The sequence below is a fragment of the Pedobacter sp. 22163 genome, assembly GCF_052045595.1.
In the GTDB taxonomy this organism is placed as follows: domain Bacteria; phylum Bacteroidota; class Bacteroidia; order Sphingobacteriales; family Sphingobacteriaceae; genus Pedobacter.
Genome location: NZ_JBQEPM010000010.1, coordinates 225,670 through 241,905 on the forward strand (window position 1 = coordinate 225,670; position 16,236 = coordinate 241,905).

Consider the following 16,236-nt stretch of genomic DNA (forward strand, 5'->3'; position numbering starts at 1 on the left):
AAGGGGGTAAAATCCTAAACAAATAGGTGTAAAATCCTAAATAAAAGCAGAAAAAAGCATTAAATAGGGCAAATGAGCGGATAAAATATTAAAATTGCCGTGCCAAACGTATTTGATTTTATAATAGAAACATTTTGTACTTTTAATCAGGTAAAAGCTAACCATCCCTCACTTTGTGCCAACATGAAATACCTGCTAACATTTACTTTAGTATTTTTTATCATTGTAAGTAATGCCCAAAACAAATATGCTTTTAAACACCTCAATGTAGAAAACGGACTTTCGCAGAGTTCGGTACTCTCTATTGCGCAGGATGCCAGAGGTTTTATCTGGTTTGGCACCCGGTTCGGGTTAAACAAATACGACTCTCAATCTTTTAAAGTATATAATCACGACAATAACAATGAGAAAAGCCTGAGTAGCCCGGCGTATCTTTCTTCCCTTTTAGCCTTAAGGGATGGAACATTACTAGTTGGCACCCAACAAGGGCTAAATAAATATAATGAAAGTGAAGATAACTTCGACCGCTATGCACACAATAACAAAGATCCGAACAGCATTAGCAGTTCCAATATAAGCTGTATTTATCAGGATAAAAAGGGCCGTGTGTGGATCGGTACAACGAGTGGTTTAAATTTACTCAACAGCAACGGAAAATATAAATTTAAGCGCTTTTTATATGGGCAAAAGCAACGTCAACAAATTTATGCCATAACAGAAGATCATAATGGAACATTATGGCTAAGTACCACTTATGGCTTGATGAACATGAGCTTTAATGAAGGAAAAATACATTTCAGGTATTTTAAAGACTTTAGCGAAGAGTTAAACAAAGCGACAGATAACCACATTACCACCATGGTTGAAGACCGTGAAAATAATTTATGGATCGGCACCAAACAAACCGGTGTAAGCAAGTTAAACCTCAGCACCGAAGACATTACAAGCTACAGATACTCCAGTCTTAACAAAGAGGGCATTAGCAGCAATAATGTCCGCAAAATTATGATGGACCAAGAAGGTCAATTATGGATCGGAACATTACATGGTATCAACATTTACAATCCCGCCACCAAAAATTTCAGCTCCTTACATAATATTCCCGAAGATCCTTCCAGCCTAAGCCAAAACTCAGTTTACGATATTTATCAAGATCGACAGGGAATAATATGGGTAGGTACATATTACGGCGCCATTAACATGGCTTACCCCAACTACACGCCCTTTAAGGTTTACAGAAGCACTACTGCAACAAATGGCTTAAGCAGTAATGTAGTCAGCTCCATTATGGAAGATCAGCACCAAAACCTTTGGATTGGTACCGAAGGCGAAGGGCTTAATTATTACGACCGGAAAAACAACACTTTTACCCGATATAAAAACAACCCGAACGATCCCAAAAGCTTAAGTGCAAACCTGGTAAAATCGGTTATACGGGATAAAAAAAATAGAATTTGGGTTGGAACCCATTATGGAGGATTAAACCTTTTTCAGCCAGAAACCAAAACTTTTGTCAGATATACCAGTAGCAAAAACGATACCTCATCTATTAGCAGTGATGAAATTACGACCGTTTTTGAAGATAGTTACAGGCGCTTTTGGGTAGGTACCAACGGTGGCTTAAACAGATTTAATAGCGCTACAGGTAAGTTTATCCGTAATCGGGTAAACGGGTTGAATAAAGCTATACGTTATATTTTTGAAGATGACAAACAAAACCTGTGGGTGGCAACCGACTCAGGCCTTTACCAGTTAAAAAAAGGTAATCAACAATTTGTGAGCCGTGTTGCTGCCGATCCTGAAATTTTAAAATATAACGAAATCACTTGTTTAACTGGAGATAAAGAAGGGTACTTACTCCTGGGTACCATGCGTAATGGTTTATTTAAGCTCAACCCCGATCGCCATAGTTATACCAGAATGACCACCTTTAATGGCTTGCCCAGCAATACCATCATGGGTATACTTGAAGATGATTTTCATAACCTATGGATAACTACAGACAAAGGTTTATGTAAATACAACCCCAGGCAGAAAACGTTTAAAACCTACAACGTTAAAGATGGCCTGCCGGGCAACGAATTTAATTACAAATCATTTTTAAAAGACAGTAAAGGTGCCTTTTTCTTTGGTGGATTAAGTGGGATGGTGAGCTTTTTCCCCAACGAGATTAAAGAGAATAAAAATACGCCGCCTGTTATTTTTACCGGATTAAAATTGTTTAATAAACCAATAGCCCTAAATACCGACGATGGTTTACTTAAACAAAACATCAGCACGATTAAATCAATTACCTTCGAATCAGACCAGAATGTATTTTCTATTGATTTTACCCTGCTTAACTTTATAAAATCTGATAAAAACCGGTTCGCCTATAAACTAGACGGTTTCGAAAAAAACTGGAACTATGTAGATATCCCATCAGCAAGCTATACCAACCTATCGCCCGGAAACTATACCCTTATGGTAAAGGGAAGTAATAACGATGGCCTTTGGACCAAAGAAACGAGTACACTAGCTATTCAGATTTTGCCCCCATTTTATAAAACCTGGTGGGCCTATCTGTTTTACTTTTGTGCTTTTGCAGCCATCTCTATTGTATTTATACGCTATTTGTTAATAAAAGCTGTACTAAAAAAAGAAAAGGAAATTAATGAGCACAAGCTCGAGTTTTTCACCAATATTTCGCACGAAATCCGCACACCTTTAACCCTCATTGTGGGTCCGTTGGATAAATTGATCGAAAACGCAAAAGATGATCCTGCCCTGAACCGGGATCTGCAACCTATAAAAAATAATGCCGACCGTTTAATGAACCTGGTTACCGAACTGCTCGATTTTAGAAAGGCAGAAAGCGGAAAAATGGCACTGCATATAAGTCCTGGTGATGTGGTAAAATTCTGCCGGGAAATATTTCTGGCTTTTCAGAACATGGCCATTTCCAAAAACATCGATTACCAGTTTGAAACTGCACAAGCAGAAATTGAGCTTTATTTTGATAAGGTACAGATGGAAAAAGTACTGTTCAACCTGCTTTCTAATGCCTTTAAATTTACGCCTGTAAGCGGAAAAATCAGCCTAAAAATAGAAACAGAAAAACAATTGCTTCATATTAAGATATCTGATAACGGCAAGGGTATTCCTTTAGAGAACCAGGCTAATTTATTCACTAATTTTTATCAGGCTAATGCCACTACAACTATTGGTACAGGTTTGGGCTTATCGTTCTCTAAAAGCATTGTAGAACTGCATCATGGCGAGATCAGCTTCGAAAGTATACCAAAAAACGACAAAGCCTTTGGCAATACGGCTTTTACAGTAAGTTTAAAAACAGGGAAAGCACATTTTAATCCATCCGATTTTATTCCCGATTATGTTTATTATGATGATGCGGCAAATTATAATATACCCACTTTGCAAGAAACAGAATCATTAATAGAAGAACTTGCCGAAGCGGCACCAACAGTAGAAAAAGAGAAACGCAGCATCTTACTCGTAGAAGATAATGAAGATGTAAGAACCTTTATTAAACAAGCTTTAAGCCCCTCATACCAGATTTACGAGCGAGAAAATGGAGCTAGCGGGCTAGATTGTGCATTAAATCTGATTCCTGATCTAATCATCAGCGATGTAATGATGCCCATAATGGATGGCCTGGAATTATGCCGGAAACTTAAAACCGATGAACGGACCAGCCACATACCGGTCGTTTTATTAACGGCAAGATCGGCTTACGTTCACCAGGTAAATGGTTTCGAAAACGGTGCCGATGCTTATATCATGAAGCCATTTAACTTAAAAATATTGGAGCTGAACATCCATAACCTGTTAAATGCCAGAGAAACCATTAAACAAAAGTTTGCACAGGTAATTACGCTCGAGCCTAAAAACATGGTGATAAACACCACCGAGCAAAACTTTTTGAATAAAATTATCCAGATTATCGAAGACCGGATTGCCGATCCCGATTTTGATGTACCCACACTATCTTCAGAAATTGGCATGAGTCAACCTGTACTCTACAAAAAAATAAGGGCACTGACCGACCTTTCGGTGAACGACTTTATTAAATCGTTACGGATAAAAAGAGCAGCCCAATTACTCAAGCAAAATTCAGGCAATATTGCCGAAATAGCATATGCAGTAGGTTTTAACGATCGGAAATATTTTAGTTCGGAGTTTAAAAAACATTTCGGTAAAACCCCGAGCGAGTTCATGAGCAATGATTAGTTTGCAAGCGCTTTGCGAAGCATTTAAACCGTTTCTTTAACAGGGCTATCGTTCACGTATTATTAGCAAATGAAATGCACAAAATGTCATTCATATTGATTTCATCCCATAAATTAACCCTACCATTCACCGGCTCCAATAAAAAGATCGTCATTTCGACCGAAGCACCGCGGAGTGTTCCAAAGGAACTCCTTCAGAAGAGAGATCTTTGGACTACAGATGGCCAGTTATTTAGAGACCAGCTTCGGCTTTAAAAACATTTCAACAACCTGCTGATCAAAATGATTGTTCATAATCCCCTGATAAACCTGTTCTGCAACACAGTACAATAAATCTATTTTTTCAAACAGTCGCATCACATCCGGCTCACTGATTGTATAATCGTTTTCGTAGCGAACGGCCAGGTAGGCTTCATCAAGCAAATGCAACAGGCAAAGTTCTTCTTCATCATTAAACAACTCAGAAAGCGGTTTTACATAGGCTTTAACATACAATTGATGGGCACTGATGCGGTGCGTTTTTTTATCCTTTCCCATTACCAAAATTTCAACGGCTCTGTACATTAAATCGAAAACCTGGTGCAGCATAAAAGCACAATGCTCGAAATTTCGCCGTTTAAAATAGAAATTAGCTCCCGCCAGAAATTTGTTGGCCTTACTAGTTTCGTGTTGATAGATGCTGCTCACCCGATCTGCAACGAATTCAGGTGCCCCACATTCAAGAAAACTTCCAGATTTACTAAATAAGCAATTTTGAGCTGCTGTAGCATAGTAAAAAAACAAACTCCCCTCTCGCAAAGCCCGCTCAACTTCGTGCACATGGAAAACCCGATAACTGAATTCCGTTTGCCCATTAAATACAATATTTAATACCGGCGTTAATTCGTTTAAAATACGCACATGTTTAAACTGAACCACAATCAGCATTTCCTGCACCGCCCTACCAGCAAAAAAATTGTTATGGAGATAAATATATTGAATGGGTACCGCAGCCGTAATCCCCTTTAATAAGCGCATTACGTTTTCTTCTTTTATGGCACTATGGTTAAGGTTTAAGCATTTATTCCGCATAATACCGCCTTTCATCTTTAATATCATCACTTAGTGAGGGATTACCGATCATTATAAAGAAAGCTTCAATGATCATCAGCATGGTTTCATATTGCTCAAATAAAAATTCTTTATCCATCAGTTTAATGCTGCTCCCGGTACTAAATGCGGCATACAACCACTCTAAAAGGCCTAAGCGCAATAGTTTAATTTTTTCAGGAACAAAAAAAGACGCTACAAAACGATAAGGATTTTCGATGTGTTCGGCTGGTAGTGTATTTACTTCACTAAGGCCTTTGTTGTACATTTCGCTTGTAATAAAACGATCCTTAGTAATTAAGCCTTCAGGCAAGGCTTCCTGATAAATCAGTTTTTTGGTTGCAATTAAATAACCAGCATTAAGTAATTTCGTAAACTGATTATAGAGGAAAAAATAATCGGCAACATCACTTAAACGGTGTTCTTCTGATAAGGCCATTTTATACCATTTTTTCAGGTATGTTTTGTGCCCTGCAAGGTTATCCAAACTAAAGAAAAATTCAATTGCCTTAAATGGATCATCAAATAATTCCTGATCGAAGGCCAAAGGTGATGTGCTTTCGAACATAGCCATATGGTAATAGCGATCGATGCTTTTAAAACTATTTTTAGTGATGAGCCTTTCGTGGATGAGCCAGCAGGCCTCCAGCATTTTCATGGTATTTTCGTAAAATGCAGCAACATACTGGTCCCAATCCAGATCGAGCTTATTTTCCAATCCGGCCAGTAACCATTCCTTGTAAACCATCTTATAGCTATCCGATTCAAAGAAGATAAAAATATCTAAAAAAGTAAATTTCGGATTTTTCATTTCACCCTTGCTCAACAACTTCGGACAATAATCTAGCACAACAGATTCGCGTTCCAAATTACATTCATCAAGCTCAATCGCTTTTACAAATGCAGTATCAGCTTCAATCCGGTTAAAAATTAAATCCGAATAATCAAACAGCGGCACAAGTTTTTCATAAAAACCCAATAGCTTCGCAGGGTGCTTTTGCGGCGAATAATCGAATTCGTTTTGGGATGGGTTTATCCAGTTTTTTAAAAAATTTAAATGATGGCCTACACCATCTGATAAAAAAAAGCTTTCAATGGCATCAATAAAAGCCATCGTTTCTTTTTTAAAATTTGAGTTCCCTTCCATAGCGTATAGTTTTTAAATGATTATATTAGCTAACGAATTTAGCAAAATAAAATAAGTTTAACTATATTTTATACACAAAACTTATTAACATACTACTATGAATGAGAATCAGCGCTTAAAGTCATTAATGGATTTATTGTATTTTAAAACTCAAAAAGATTTTGCTACCGCATTGAATATTAAACAGGGCTCTTTATCGGATATTTTAAGAGAAAGAGTTAACGTATCTAACGCCATTAAAGATAAACTCGAACTTAAATTCGACGTAAATTTAACCTGGCTTGAAAACGGAACGGGCGAACCTTTTTTCAAAAAGAAACGAGCTGTTGGCGAAAGCAAAGAGGGCGTTCCCTATTTCGATATGAGTCTATCGGATGCTAAAGATCTCCTGGTAGAAGAACAGCGGGCAGAATACCTGGTAAATTACCTCCCTTTTAACGATTGCACGGCTTATTTACCTGTTTATGGCGATAGCATGTACCCCAAATACGCAGCAGGCGAAATTATTGCCATAAAAGAAATTACCAATTACGAAATTCTACAGTGGGGCGAAGCTTATGTGGTGATGACGGATGCAGATAGCAACAGTTTACGTACCATAAAACTAATTTTTCAGCACGCCGATAATACCAAACTAATCCTCCGTTCTTCAAATCCAAATTTTAAAGGCGATACCGTAATCCGTAAAAAAAACATCCAGGCACTTTATATTATTAAAGGAAAAATTACACGGAATGTTATTTAATAATGTGGGTTAATTGGTTAACTGTCTAAATTGGTTAATTGTAGACTGCCAACCCGATTCTGCGTTAATCATCTTAAATCAGCGGGAATATAAAAAGGGTTCCCGCAGATCAGCAGATTTTCGCAGATTGTAAAAAGCAGTGTTTGAATCTGTATTATAGTTGTCATCCTGAGCGATAATTTATTGAGATGAATCGTCATTGCGAGAAGGAACGACGAAGCAATCTTTCATGCTAATGACCCCTGTTATAAAGATTGCTTCGTCGGCTGAAAAAGCCTCCTCGCAATGACGACCCTTATTAAGAATCTGTCAATGAAAACTAAAAAAGCGGACCGATCAATGATCAGCCCGCTTTGCTTATTATATAAATTAACTTTTTAGTATCCTGGATTCTGGTACATTTTAACCGGATCTAATTTTACCTCATCAAAAGGAATAGGATAATACCTGTCTTTTAAGGTTACATTAGCCAGTTTGGCAATCCCATACGACGACTGTGGTTTCGCTTTTAAGTAAGTAACCAACTCCGCAGCAGTAAAATTCCTGATTAAATCAAACCACCTTTGGTGTTCGAAAGCAAACTCTACCCTGCGCTCGTGCAAAATCGCCAATTTTAAAGTAGGGAATTTTGCCGCATAATTGGCATCCGTTTTAGCTACAGCGTATAATGGCATTCCAGCTCTTGTCCTAACCATATCTAAATATTGAATGGCCACCGCATCGTTGCCCTGCAACATGTTTACCTCGGCAAGCATTAAAATTACATCAGCATAACGCATCAAAATCCAGTCGTTGCCTCCATAACCGTTTTTAGTAGCCAATTCACTCGCATCACGGAATTTAGTAATAAACCAATCCTTTACAGTGGCCTCATTCGCGTATTTTACCGAGAAATCTTTCCTTAAATCGCTGGTTTCATACTCATTGATCAGGTCTAGCTTTACATTACCACCAATACCGGTTGATACTTTTAGAGAATTAATCAATTCGCCTTTTGCCTGGTTGTTTGCAGCTATGCTCGAACTGTAATTCACATCACCTTGTTTATATGATATCTGAAAAATCAGCTCTTTACAAGTCATTTTCTTAGCTACATCAAAAACATCAACATAAGGGATTTCGGATAAATTCCCAAAAGTTTTCATGTTGTAAGCTGCTAATAAATAAGTATTGGCATTAGTTAGGTTTTCGGCTTTGTTTGCCGGTAATGTTGCCGCCATCGTTAAGTAAACCTTGCCTAGATAAGCATTAATTGCAGCTTTCGAAGTCCTCCCGATGTTTGCCGGGCTCTGAAAATTCGGCAGCGTACTGTTTAAACCGTCTTTTAAATCGGCAACAATCTGGTTGTACACATCAGCCTCAGGTACACGGAAGGTTGCGGCGGTAACCTCATCAGTATTATTCAATTGTTTGGTAACTAAGGGTACAGGGCCCCATTTCCTTACCAATTCGAAATACATTATCGCCCTGATAAATTTGGCTTCGGCAATGTAGTTTACCTTGTTTGCAGGTGTTACAAATGTTACCTTGTCAACGTTCGATAAAATTACGTTGCTCCGGGTAATCGCGTTGAAAAGCGCCAACCAGTGTGCTTTTAAATAAGAGTTACTTGGTAATAAAGAGAAATCGTTAAACTGGAAGGGCTCACCTGCATTACTTTGGTTATCATTCCTACCCGCATCGTCCGAGCGCTCATCCGTAAACAATCCGCTGTTCTCACCCAGGGTATTACTACTCCTTAACGACTGGTAAGCACCATTAACTGCCAATAGCACATCGTTTTCAGTTTTAAAATAATCTTCAACGGTAACCGCGTTTGGGTTGTTTTGTGCTAAAAAATCTTTTTTACAGGCACTTAGGGTTAAAACTGCTCCAAGGGCCAGAATTGTATAAATATTGTTCTTCATTTTCTTAATGCTAAAAAGTAAGTTTAATACCCAGGTTATAGGCTCTTGCCAATGGATAGTTACCATAATCTACACCTGGAGTTAAATTAGAACCTCCACTATAATCTACCTCTGGGTTATAGCCCTTGTAATCGGTAATCGTAAAAGCATTATCAACACTGGCATAAACGCGGATGTTGCTCACTTTTATCGCATTGGCGAGCATTTTAGGGAAGGTATAACCTAAAGTAATATTGGTACATCTAAAGTAAGATCCATCCTGAATATAGAATGATGATAAACGGGTACTGTTACTTTGCGTACCTGCACGCGATGCGCGGTAGTTTAAACCACTGCCAGGGTTAGCTTCATTTCTGTAACGGTCAGCAACATCAACATATTGATTTCCAGAACCCTCAAAGTTATACAGGTAATAATCCTGCCCATCTAAAACCTGGTTCCCGTACGATCCATTGAAAGATGCCCTTAAATCGAACGTTTTGTAAGAGGTGTTTAAGGCAAAACCATAGGTGAATTTAGGGTACGGGGTGCCGATAACGGCTTTGTCGGCATCGTTTACAATGCCGTTACCATCTGTATCCTGAAAATATAAATCACCAATTTTAGCTGGGTTCGTAGCAGATGCCGATGGGGCAACCTTACCCAGATTATCGGCAGTAATTCTACCCAAAGCCTTAAATCCGTAGAACATGCCTACAGGCTGACCTTCTTGTGTAATGTGTGTTAAATACGAACGTTCTGCACCGTTGGTTAAAATGGTACTCGCACCACCCATATTTAAAACTTTGTTGCGGTTTAAGGCAATGTTTCCGCTAAGGCCCAATGTAAAATCCTGTTTTTGGATAATTCTTCCATCCAGTTGGATATCAAAACCTTTGTTGCGGATTTTACTGTCGGCCAGATTGGTCAGGATAGACGACGTACCCGATACAGCAGAAATGGGTTGGTTGAACAACAAATTATACGAATAACTCAGGTAATAATTGGCAATGATACTTAAGCGGTTTTTGAACAGACTGATATCGGTACCAAAATTATACTGGGAAGTAGATTCCCACCCCAGCTTCGGATCCTGGATGGCATTTGGCCAGATGGCGGTAGAAATCGCGTTTCCAAAAACCACCCCACCCGATGCACTCATTTCCTGTTCTGTTCTGTAATTCGGAATGTTGTTATTTCCGCTTAATCCCCAGCTCGCCCTTAACTTAACAGTAGATTGTTCACCAAGAAAACTGTTGTAGAAATCTTCTTCCGAAAGGTTCCATCCTGCAGCTACAGAAGGGAAATTACCGTATTTATTAAACGGACCAAACCTTGATGAACCATCGCGGCGAAATGAACCTGTTAAAAAGTATTTGCCAGCATAGTTATAACTGAAACGGCCGAAATAAGAAAGTAAGGTATTGGTAGCCTTCGCTGTTTTGTTTGCTCCATCAGTTATTAAAGTTAAAAATCCTGCATCAGCGCCTTTATCTGTAATTTCACCAATTTTATCATTCTGGAAACCACTGGCAGAAATACGGATCAGATCGCTGGTTGTTTTTTGCGCAGAATATCCTCCAAGCACATCAATTTTATGTTTACCAAAGGTTTTATTGTAGTTTAGGGTAAACTCACCAAGCTGATCAACCTGGCTAAGGGTTTGCGCAATTGCATTCGCCGCCGTTATCGCAGCAGTAGAATAAGGTGGGTTGTTACCACTACTTAAGCTGGTTGGCAGATAAAAATCATATTTCTCATTATAGGTCTGTGTACCTAAATTGGCTTTAAAATCTAATCCTTCCAATATTTTATAAGTAGCGTTGGCATTATAGGTGCTTCTCGCCCCTTTTCTGGTAATTTTCACTTGTTCAACTGTAGCCAAAGGATTCTCTGGGTTTTGGATACCGTATTGAGAGGATAAAGCACCCATGCCAAATTGGATTGGATTTCCGTTAGCATCCTTCGCAGGTAAGTAAGGCAAATAAATCAAAGCCGACATCATCGGACTTAAATCGTAACGGCCTTCTCTAACCTCGCGGTTATCGTTCTGCGTATATGAAATATTTGCGCCTACGCGTAAACGCTCGCTCACCTTGCCATCAATATTACCCCTGAAGTTGGTTACCTTTTGATTGGTGTTGGTTACAATACCATCGTTATTCTGGTAACCACCGCTTAAAAAGTATTTTACATCTTTGGTACCGCCAGAAAATGAAAGGTTATGGCGTTGAAAGGCTGCATTGCGGTACAGTTCATCCTGCCAGTCGGTATTATAAGCTGCAGGAATGGCCTGTTGTGTGCTGAAATTATAAAGATCGGCCGGAATGCTTACACTACTTCCATTGCCCACATTGGCAATGCGGGTAGTGTTATTATCACTGAACATCGCATCATTCCAGGTTTTACCTGAGTTTACCCATAAATCTTTATAAGCATTGTTACGTCCGTCAATTAAAAGCTGGATAAACTGGTTGGCATCCAATAGTTTTACTTTTTTGGCCAATTGAGAAATACCGCCCTGAACATCGTACTCAAACTTCCCTTTTCCATCGGCACCTCTTTTGGTGGTGATTAACACTACCCCGCCTGATGCTCTTGAACCATAAATGGCTGCAGAAGCCGCATCTTTCAAAATGTCGATGGTTTCGATATCCTCCGGATTAATGGATACGTTGTTTCCTGCCGGATAACCATCAATCACGTATAAGGGATCAGAACTGGCGTTAATGGAACCGATACCCCTCACCCTGATTTTGGTACCCGAATATGGCGCACCACTGGTTTGCGATACCTGTACACCCGCAACTTTACCAACCAGAGCCTGACCAACAGTGGGAGAAGTTAAATTCATTTCGCTAGCCTTAACACTGCTGATGGCACCGGTTACATCCGATTTTCTGATCTTCTGGTAACCAATAGCAACAACCTCATTTAGTGTATTGCTGCTTTCTTTTAAAGCAACATTAATATTGGAGCGGCCGTTAACCGCAACTTCCTGGTTATCGTAACCGATATAAGAAAATACCAGAATCGCACCCTCTTCTACATTAATTGAATATTTACCATTGGGATCGGTAACGGTTGTTTTTTTTGTTTTCTTTTCGAAAACACTTACACCTGGTAAGGGTTGGTTATTTTGATCGGTAACTGTTCCGCTTACCGTGGCAAATGCTTTATGATGCAAGCCCGAAGCAGTTACTTCATGATTAATCGCTGTTGCACTGGAATTACAGATGGCCAGTAAGCCTAAAGGCAAAAGCAATTTCCTGCAAGCACTTTTTATACTTGCGGTTAAAAAAAATGATGTCATCTTTTTGTTCTTAGTAATGGTTTTGAAATATAATTGGGGTTTTATTTTAAGTAGAAGCGTAGATTTTCACATTTACATAGGCTTATCCTTTTATAGTTAACAGGTTAATTTATGGAGCGTTCTACGGCGACAAAAGTATAAGTGTATCTTTAACACTATGTATCCCCTGTGTTAACTCTCCACACCAATTAGAAGATGTAGTTTAAATTAATATTAAGCTTAATTAAATATCAAATAAATCGTTTTACTAGAAGATTAAAGTATAACATCCACTTAATCTTTATTTAATAGCCTGTCTTTAATTTTGTTACCAAAACTTTTCAATGAAATCCCTCTATCCCTTCCTTTTGCTCTGCCTGTTTTGCAAAGGCTTAGCTGCACAGGATGTACCACAACAGTCTTATCAATTAATTAAGACCAGGAACGAAGTACAATACAAAAATTATTACCTGCTTTCTCTTTTTGAACAATTGCCCGAACTGCGCAAAATGCTTAGCACAGATACGGCGTTCAGCAACATCTATAAATCAAAAACGGCGCAGGTAAATGAAGCAGTTGCAACCTGCAAAACAGACATTACATGTTACGCCAAAGCCTTAAAATTCACCAATGATGAAATAGCTAATATTGGAACCCGTTTGGCGCTGTTTTACAAAGAAAATAATCCCTTGGGAAATTTGGTAAGAAATCACCTCATCCCCTCTGGTTGTTATGCCATGTTTGCCAAAGAACAACACAAAACCCTTTTAATTAAAGCCTGGGAACAAGATGCCCATGCCATTAATTATGCAATTGGTGTTTACGTAGAAGGAAACAAGCCCAATTATCCGAAAATAGATTCGATCAGCTTTAGCTTAACAGATAAAACCTTTGCAGAACTTACTTCGGCAAGTGCATGGTTGGCCTTGCAGGGCAATAATAAGCTCTTTTTCGAACCTGCCATGTTATTTGCATTAGAAGCTTTAGAACTGAATGAACGCAATGAGGCCGCCGATTATGAACCGATGGCTAAAGGCGTAAACCTTTCGGCGATTAACCAGATCAAGAAAACAGAATGGAAGAAATACCCTTACAGCGTAATCCTGGTTCCAGGTGCTGGCCCGGAGGAAAAAGAAGTAGCCTTAAGTCCGGGTGGAATGATCCGTTGCAGGTTAGCGGCTTTGCAATATCAGAAAGGTATGGCACCATTTATCGTGGTTTCGGGCGGACGGGTACATCCATACAAAACCAAATTCAGCGAAGCCTATGAAATGAAGAAATTTTTAATGGAAACCCTTCAGATACCGGAAAGTGCCATTATTATGGAACCACATGCCCGCCATACCACCACCAACCTGCGCAACTGTGCAAGATTAATGTTTAGGTACGGTATGCCGATAGATAAACCGGGTTTAGCTTGTACCGTAAAATCGCAGAGTTACAACATTACCAATCTGCTCCCCGAGCGTTGCAAAAAAGAACTCGGCTACTACCCTTATAAAAACGGAAAACGTTTAAGTGCTACCGAATCAGAATTCTACTTAAATACAGCATCCTTACAAATTGATTTTGATGAACCCTTAGATCCTTAGTTTATGAAAATATTGAATCCAATTTTAGTACTGATCGTGATGTTTTTTGTGGCCAGGTACAATAAAACAGAAGGAAAGATCACAAAAACAATTACAATTGATTCGTTGGGTGCCTGTCAGGGTATTTCTTACCAGAAAGGAAGGTATTACCTTTACGGCGATAGAGAAGTGGGCATCATGCGCGAATACCAGCTCAAGAAAGATTTGTTGATTGATCAGCATAAGGAATACAAATTCACCTTTAAAGGCGAAAATATCATCAAACATCCCACCGGTATTGCTTTCCACAAGGGCTTACCTACATTTGTAGGCAACTCGGTAAAGCAAAATGCAGCAGGCACCATTTGGAAAGCGGTAATTAACTGCATCAACTGGGAAGGTTTTTTAAAGACCAGAAAATTAGATGGAAACCTGATCAAAAGCATTGAAGATGATGCCTGTATCCAGGGTACGCGACCAGAATATGTAAATTACAAAGGCAAATGGTTTGTAGCTACAGCCGATTATGGCAATAAAGCCAATGAAGTACGTTTATACAATCCCGAAGCCTTATCAAAAGCACATAAAACAAGTGAAAAGGGAATTCTCTTTAAAAAATTCACCTGTTCGCCATGGGTCCAAAATTTACACTGGATTGCAGATAAAGGTATTTTGGTTTTAATCCAGAATCAAATTGAAGGACGTAAATGGAGACTGACTTTTCTTGACCTCGAAAAATCGCTTGCCAGCGGTCAGGAATCGGTCATCAAAGTTATAGACACTGATAAACCGGATGAACTGGAAGGTTTTACCTTTACCGATAAGGCCAATAAAGGGATCGCCGTAAGTTCTTCCCGCAAAAACAATGTAAGTTTTATGGATTTTGCCGTTGGCGGTTAGCGCTAAGCGGTTGGCGGTAAGCTCAACAATAAAACAATACAGCAATGAATTTTGTCCTATCGGTTAGTATCTCACCGACCGACATTGCATATTCAAAATTAGGAAACGAATGGCTTGTAGTTCTTGGCGGTTTGCCGTCCCGCCATTCGCTATAGCTCCGATAGATAAAAATCGGAGGCTGTCGCTGCTGTCAGGTTTAGGAACAAGGGTTTATGCACCCTACAACCCTAAAAATGAAATACTGTCTTAGCTGCTTAGCCCCGGCTGCAGCGTTACCCTGCAGCAACGAGGTACGAGGAAGCAAAGCGTAAAAGCGGAAGACGGGAGGAAACTTAGTTTGTTACAGAAGCCCTGCGCTCCAAAATATAAGCTTGCAGCTCCCTCAGTTTGTCAGTCTGAGCGAAGTCTAATCCCCTGGATGCGTTTAACCATAGAAGGAATATAAGACCATGTAAGTTTATGTAGAAAATGATCCTTTTACTACGCTGCCATTGACAAATCCCAGTAGAAAATCGTCATCTCGACCGAAGCACTGCGGAGTGGAGAGATCTTTGAACTACGTTATTGAAATCAAATTTAAAGATCTCTTCCCGAATCTTGGGGATCGAGATGACGATACTTCTAATCAACTTATCTCGTTAAAATTCTTCTTTTATTAATATTGATTTTTATAAAATAAATTAACCCCTTATAGTCCTCGTTTGTAACGAGGATTATTGAGATTCGCATTTGTAATGCGATCCCGTAATTTATCATTCCCTTCTTTACTTTCCCTTTACACATCTTCGTCGTATCTTTATTAATCAAAATTAATCAAAAAAAGGAAGATATATGAATACTGAAAAAGCCATTCTTGCAGGCGGCTGCTTTTGGGGAGTAGAAGAACTGCTCCGTCATTACCCAGGTGTTACCTCTACCGTGGTAGGCTATACTGGTGGCGATGTTCCAAACGCAACCTATAGAAACCATGGTACACATGCCGAAGCCATTGAAGTTACTTTTGATCCAACTGTTTTAACCTACCGCAAATTATTAGAATATTTCTTCCAGATCCACGATCCGAGTACACGCAACAGACAGGGAAATGATGTGGGCACCTCGTACCGTTCAGCTATTTTTTACAACAGTGAAGAACAGAAAAACACCGCAATTGCATTAATTGCCGAGTTAGATGCGTCTGGCAAATGGCCAGGCAAAATTGTAACCGAGGTAGTACCTGAAACAGATTTCTGGAATGCTGAAGAAGAACACCAGGATTATTTACAGAAAAACCCTTACGGTTATACCTGCCACTTTGAAAGGCCTGATTGGAAATTGTAAATAAGGTCGCTATTAAAAGGCAAAAGCAATTTGGCAGAAAACTGGAGAGTCAGTTTT

9 protein-coding genes are annotated in these 16,236 nt (G+C 39.2%); 5 read left to right on the top strand and 4 right to left on the bottom strand.

Annotated elements, in window-relative coordinates; all coding sequences use genetic code 11:
• The first annotated feature begins 99 nt into the window (after positions 1-99).
• On the top strand, positions 100-4,230 hold the full coding sequence (locus tag ACTJKN_RS23250; RefSeq protein ID WP_440828091.1) for a two-component regulator propeller domain-containing protein: 4,131 nt from the start codon (positions 100-102) through the stop codon (positions 4,228-4,230).
• Positions 4,231-4,457: 227 nt separating this feature from the next.
• On the opposite strand, the gene ACTJKN_RS23255 is transcribed toward ACTJKN_RS23250, so the two are convergent.
• A complete protein-coding gene (locus ACTJKN_RS23255) occupies positions 4,458-5,315 on the bottom strand; it encodes a HEPN domain-containing protein (RefSeq protein ID WP_440828092.1) in 858 nt (285 codons plus the stop codon).
• Positions 5,290-6,465: a hypothetical protein gene (locus ACTJKN_RS23260; protein ID WP_440828093.1), complete on the bottom strand. Its 1,176-nt coding sequence runs from the start codon at positions 6,463-6,465 to the stop codon at positions 5,290-5,292. The genes ACTJKN_RS23255 and ACTJKN_RS23260 overlap by 26 nt, the downstream gene beginning before the upstream one ends.
• Before the next feature lie 97 nt (positions 6,466-6,562).
• Here ACTJKN_RS23260 and ACTJKN_RS23265 point away from each other — a divergent pair, with 97 nt between their 5' ends.
• Entirely contained in the window at positions 6,563-7,210 is a 648-nt protein-coding gene (locus ACTJKN_RS23265; RefSeq protein ID WP_440828094.1) for a LexA family transcriptional regulator, read from the top strand.
• 377 nt (positions 7,211-7,587) lie between these two features.
• Here the strand turns inward: ACTJKN_RS23265 and ACTJKN_RS23270 are convergent, their stop codons facing one another.
• Entirely contained in the window at positions 7,588-9,117 is a 1,530-nt protein-coding gene (locus tag ACTJKN_RS23270; RefSeq protein ID WP_440828095.1) for a RagB/SusD family nutrient uptake outer membrane protein, read from the bottom strand.
• A gap of 10 nt (positions 9,118-9,127) precedes the next feature.
• The gene (locus ACTJKN_RS23275; RefSeq protein WP_440828096.1) at positions 9,128-12,409 is read right to left on the bottom strand and encodes a SusC/RagA family TonB-linked outer membrane protein; all 3,282 of its coding nucleotides are present in this window, start codon (positions 12,407-12,409) and stop codon (positions 9,128-9,130) included.
• A 323-nt stretch (positions 12,410-12,732) separates the two neighbouring features.
• On the opposite strand from ACTJKN_RS23275, the gene ACTJKN_RS23280 reads away from it, so the two are divergent.
• The 3 genes from ACTJKN_RS23280 to msrA all read left to right on the top strand — a co-directional run bounded on the left by ACTJKN_RS23280 (position 12,733) and on the right by msrA (position 16,179).
• Positions 12,733-13,980, top strand: a complete 1,248-nt coding sequence (locus tag ACTJKN_RS23280) for a YdcF family protein (protein ID WP_440828097.1) — start codon at positions 12,733-12,735, stop codon at positions 13,978-13,980.
• Positions 13,981-13,983: 3 nt separating this feature from the next.
• Positions 13,984-14,859: a hypothetical protein gene (locus tag ACTJKN_RS23285; RefSeq protein ID WP_440828098.1), complete on the top strand. Its 876-nt coding sequence runs from the start codon at positions 13,984-13,986 to the stop codon at positions 14,857-14,859.
• A gap of 831 nt (positions 14,860-15,690) precedes the next feature.
• Positions 15,691-16,179 (top strand): peptide-methionine (S)-S-oxide reductase MsrA, encoded by a 489-nt coding sequence (gene msrA / locus ACTJKN_RS23290; RefSeq protein WP_440828099.1) that lies wholly within the window; start codon positions 15,691-15,693, stop codon positions 16,177-16,179.
• Positions 16,180-16,236: the final 57 nt, after the last annotated feature.

What these genes read in the sequence shown, in the direction of transcription:
- ACTJKN_RS23255 (WP_440828092.1), bottom strand. Translation starts at nt 5,315, where the DNA reads ATGAAAGGCGGTATTATGCGGAATAAATGCTTAAACCTTAACCATAGT.
- ACTJKN_RS23260 (WP_440828093.1), bottom strand. Translation starts at nt 6,465, where the DNA reads ATGGAAGGGAACTCAAATTTTAAAAAAGAAACGATGGCTTTTATTGAT.
- ACTJKN_RS23265 (WP_440828094.1), top strand. Translation starts at nt 6,563, where the DNA reads ATGAATGAGAATCAGCGCTTAAAGTCATTAATGGATTTATTGTATTTT.
- ACTJKN_RS23270 (WP_440828095.1), bottom strand. Translation starts at nt 9,117, where the DNA reads ATGAAGAACAATATTTATACAATTCTGGCCCTTGGAGCAGTTTTAACC.
- ACTJKN_RS23275 (WP_440828096.1), bottom strand. Translation starts at nt 12,409, where the DNA reads ATGACATCATTTTTTTTAACCGCAAGTATAAAAAGTGCTTGCAGGAAA.
- ACTJKN_RS23280 (WP_440828097.1), top strand. Translation starts at nt 12,733, where the DNA reads ATGAAATCCCTCTATCCCTTCCTTTTGCTCTGCCTGTTTTGCAAAGGC.
- ACTJKN_RS23285 (WP_440828098.1), top strand. Translation starts at nt 13,984, where the DNA reads ATGAAAATATTGAATCCAATTTTAGTACTGATCGTGATGTTTTTTGTG.
- msrA (WP_440828099.1), top strand. Translation starts at nt 15,691, where the DNA reads ATGAATACTGAAAAAGCCATTCTTGCAGGCGGCTGCTTTTGGGGAGTA.